This window comes from Aeromonas sp. ZOR0002, from assembly GCF_963866995.1.
Taxonomy (GTDB): Bacteria; Pseudomonadota; Gammaproteobacteria; order Enterobacterales; family Aeromonadaceae; genus Aeromonas; species Aeromonas caviae.
In genome coordinates this window covers 1-2,966 of record NZ_CAWMFQ010000185.1, presented here as the reverse complement: position 1 = coordinate 2,966, position 2,966 = coordinate 1, and the positions used below count along the sequence as shown (strand labels likewise).

Here is a 2,966-nt window from a genome sequence, read left to right as displayed (position 1 = left end):
CCACATAGAAGCAGCGCCTGCCCGCCGTCATCACCCAGACCCGGGTGGCGGACGAGCTGCACCTCGACTTCCCGGCGTCCGATCGGGAGCTTGACGAAGACAGCCGTCTCAAGGGCAGCAGCGTGCTGGACGTGCTGCGCACCCTGCAGCGGGAGCTGCAATGCCAGCAGGGCAAAGAGGCCCTCTTCATGGCGGGCAGCTTCGCCTACGACCTCATCGCCTCCTTTGAAGACTTGCCCGAGGTGCCAGAGGGGAGCAACGACTGCCCTGACTACTGCTTCTATGTGGCCGAGACCCTGATCACCATCGATCACATCAAGCAGAGCACCCAGTTGGTGGCCTGCCTCTTCGGCGGTGAAGAGGATGAGCAGCTGGACGCGCGCTACGCCCGCCTGACCACTCGCCTCGAGTCCTTCAAGCAGGCCTGTCAGCAGCCGCTGCCTGCGCCGCAGGGCACGGCGCCGCTGACCGGCGCCCTGGCCGTCGACAAGGGGGACAAGCAGTTCTGCGCCGAGGTCGAGAAGCTCAAGGGCTTCATCCGCCGTGGTGACATCTTCCAGGTGGTGCCGTCCCGCAGCTTCTCCCTCCCCTGCCCGGACCCCGTCGCCGCCTATCGCCGCCTCAAGCAGACCAACCCCAGCCCCTACATGTTCTACGTGCAGGACGAGGGCTTCACCCTGTTTGGCGCCTCCCCCGAGAGCGCGGTCAAGTTCTGCGCCAACAGCCGCCAGGTGGAGATGTACCCCATCGCCGGCACCCGCCGCCGTGGGCTCAACCCGGACGGCAGCATCAACCTGGATCTGGACGGCCGCATCGAGCTGGAGCTGCGCCAGGACGAGAAAGAGGTGGCCGAGCACCTGATGCTGGTGGATCTGGGTCGCAACGACATCGCCCGCATCTCCGCCCCCGGCACCCGCTACGTCAAAGATCTGCTGAAAGTGGATCGCTACAGCCACGTCATGCACCTGGTCTCCCGGGTGGTGGGCACCCTTCGCGCCGACCTTGACGCCCTGCACGCCTACCAGGCCTGCATGAACATGGGCACCCTGACCGGTGCCCCCAAGCTGCGCGCCAGCGAGCTTATCCGCATGGTGGAAGGCAAGCGTCGCGGCAGCTACGGCGGCGCCGTGGGTTACCTCAACGGTGCTGGTGAAATGGACACCTGCATCGTCATTCGCTCCGCCTTCGTGAAAGAGGGGGTCGCCCATGTCCAGGCCGGCGCCGGGGTGGTCTATGACTCCAAACCCCAGGCCGAGGCGGACGAGACCCGCGCCAAGGCGGCGGCCGTGCTGGCCGCCATCGCTGCCAGCCATGGCACCTCCCTGCAGGCCCTCAGCGCCCAGCAGGAACAACACAAGGACGTGAGCCATGACTAACATCTTCCTGCTCGACAACGTCGATTCGTTCACTTACAACGCTTTGGCCGACCAGTTCCGCACTTCGAAGGAGCAGTCCCATGACTAACATCTTCCTGCTCGACAACTTCGACTCGTTTACCTACAACCTCGTCGACCAGTTCCGCACCCTGGGCTACCCGGTGCGCATCTACCGCAACAGCCTGCCTGCGAGCCGCATCATGCAGGAGATCGACGCCTGCGAAGGGGACGCCGTGCTGGTGCTCTCCCCGGGGCCGGGCGCCCCCCATGAGGCGGGCTGCCTCATCGATCTCATCAAGCTGGCCCGGGGCCGGGTGCCCATCCTCGGCATCTGCCTCGGTCATCAGGCCCTGTGCGAAGCCTACGGCGGCACCGTCGGGGCGGCGGGGGAAATCGTCCACGGCAAGCGCTCTCTCATCGAGCACAACGGCCATGGCGCCTTCGCGGGGCTGCCGAGCCCCTTGCCGGTGGCCCGCTACCACTCCCTGGTGGCCACCTATGTGCCACAAGAGTTGCAGGTGATTGCCCACTATCAGGGCATGCCCATGGCCATCGAGCAGCGTGACGAGCGGGTGCTGGGCTTCCAGTTCCACCCGGAATCCATCATGACCAGCGAAGGGGCCCGTCTGCTCACCCAGGCCCTCGCCCATGTCACCCGTCCAGAAAGCCACGTGCGGTAAGGAAGAGACCATGCATCAACATCTCAACACCCTCTATCAGGGTCAGTCTCTCACCCGCGACGCCGCCCGCGACGCCTTCGGCCAGGTGGTTCGTGGTGAAGTGGATCCCATCGTGCTCGCGAGCCTTCTGACCGCCCTCAAGCTCAAGGGGGAGACCCCGGAGGAGATCGCCGGCGCCGCCGAGGCGCTCTTGGCCGAAGCCCGCGACTTCCCGCGCCCGGACTATGCCTTCTGCGACATCGTCGGCACCGGAGGGGACGGCCTCAACACCATCAACGTCTCCACCACCTCGGCCCTGGTGGCCGCCGCCTGCGGCCTGAAAGTGGCCAAGCACGGCAACCGCTCGGTCTCGAGCAAGTCGGGGTCGAGCGATCTGCTCGATAAAATGGGCATCAAGCTCGACATGAGCCCGGCCCAGGCCCGCCGCTGCCTGGACGAGCTCGGGGTCTGCTTCCTGTTCGCCCCCCAGTACCACGCCGGGGTGCGCCACGCCATGCCGGTGCGCCAGGCCCTCAAGACCCGCACCCTGTTCAACGTGCTGGGGCCGCTCATCAACCCCGCTCGCCCCAGCTTCCAGCTGATGGGGGTCTATGCCCCCGAGCTGGTGCGCCCCATCGCCGAAACCCTGCTGGCACTCGGCCTGAAAACCGGTATGGTGGTGCACGGCGCCGGTCTCGACGAGATTGCCATCCACGGCCCGACCCAGGTGGCGGAGATCCGCGACGGCGAAATTCGCGAGTACTTGCTCACCCCGGCGGACTTTGGCCTCGACACCTACCCGGTCAACGCCATCCAGGGCGGTGAGCCCGAGGAGAACCGCGCCATCACCGCCGCCATCCTGGAAGGGCGCGGCAGCCCGGCCCACAACGCCGCCATCGCCGCCAACGTGGCGCCGCTCCTGGTCATGGCG

Annotated in this window: 2 protein-coding genes and 1 pseudogene; all 3 read left to right on the top strand. The window is 66.6% G+C overall.

Going from position 1 to position 2,966, the window contains the following annotated elements:
• Positions 1 to 11 precede the first annotated feature (11 nt).
• Positions 12 to 1,376 (top strand): annotated as a pseudogene (locus AACR77_RS11170) (anthranilate synthase component 1); the annotation flags it as partial.
• An 80-nt stretch (positions 1,377 to 1,456) separates the two neighbouring features.
• Positions 1,457 to 2,056, top strand: a complete 600-nt coding sequence (locus AACR77_RS11160) for an aminodeoxychorismate/anthranilate synthase component II (RefSeq protein ID WP_039039194.1) — start codon at positions 1,457 to 1,459, stop codon at positions 2,054 to 2,056.
• 10 nt (positions 2,057 to 2,066) lie between these two features.
• On the top strand, positions 2,067 to 2,966 hold a 900-nt coding region (trpD, locus tag AACR77_RS11155), incomplete at its 3' end, for an anthranilate phosphoribosyltransferase (RefSeq protein ID WP_042881484.1).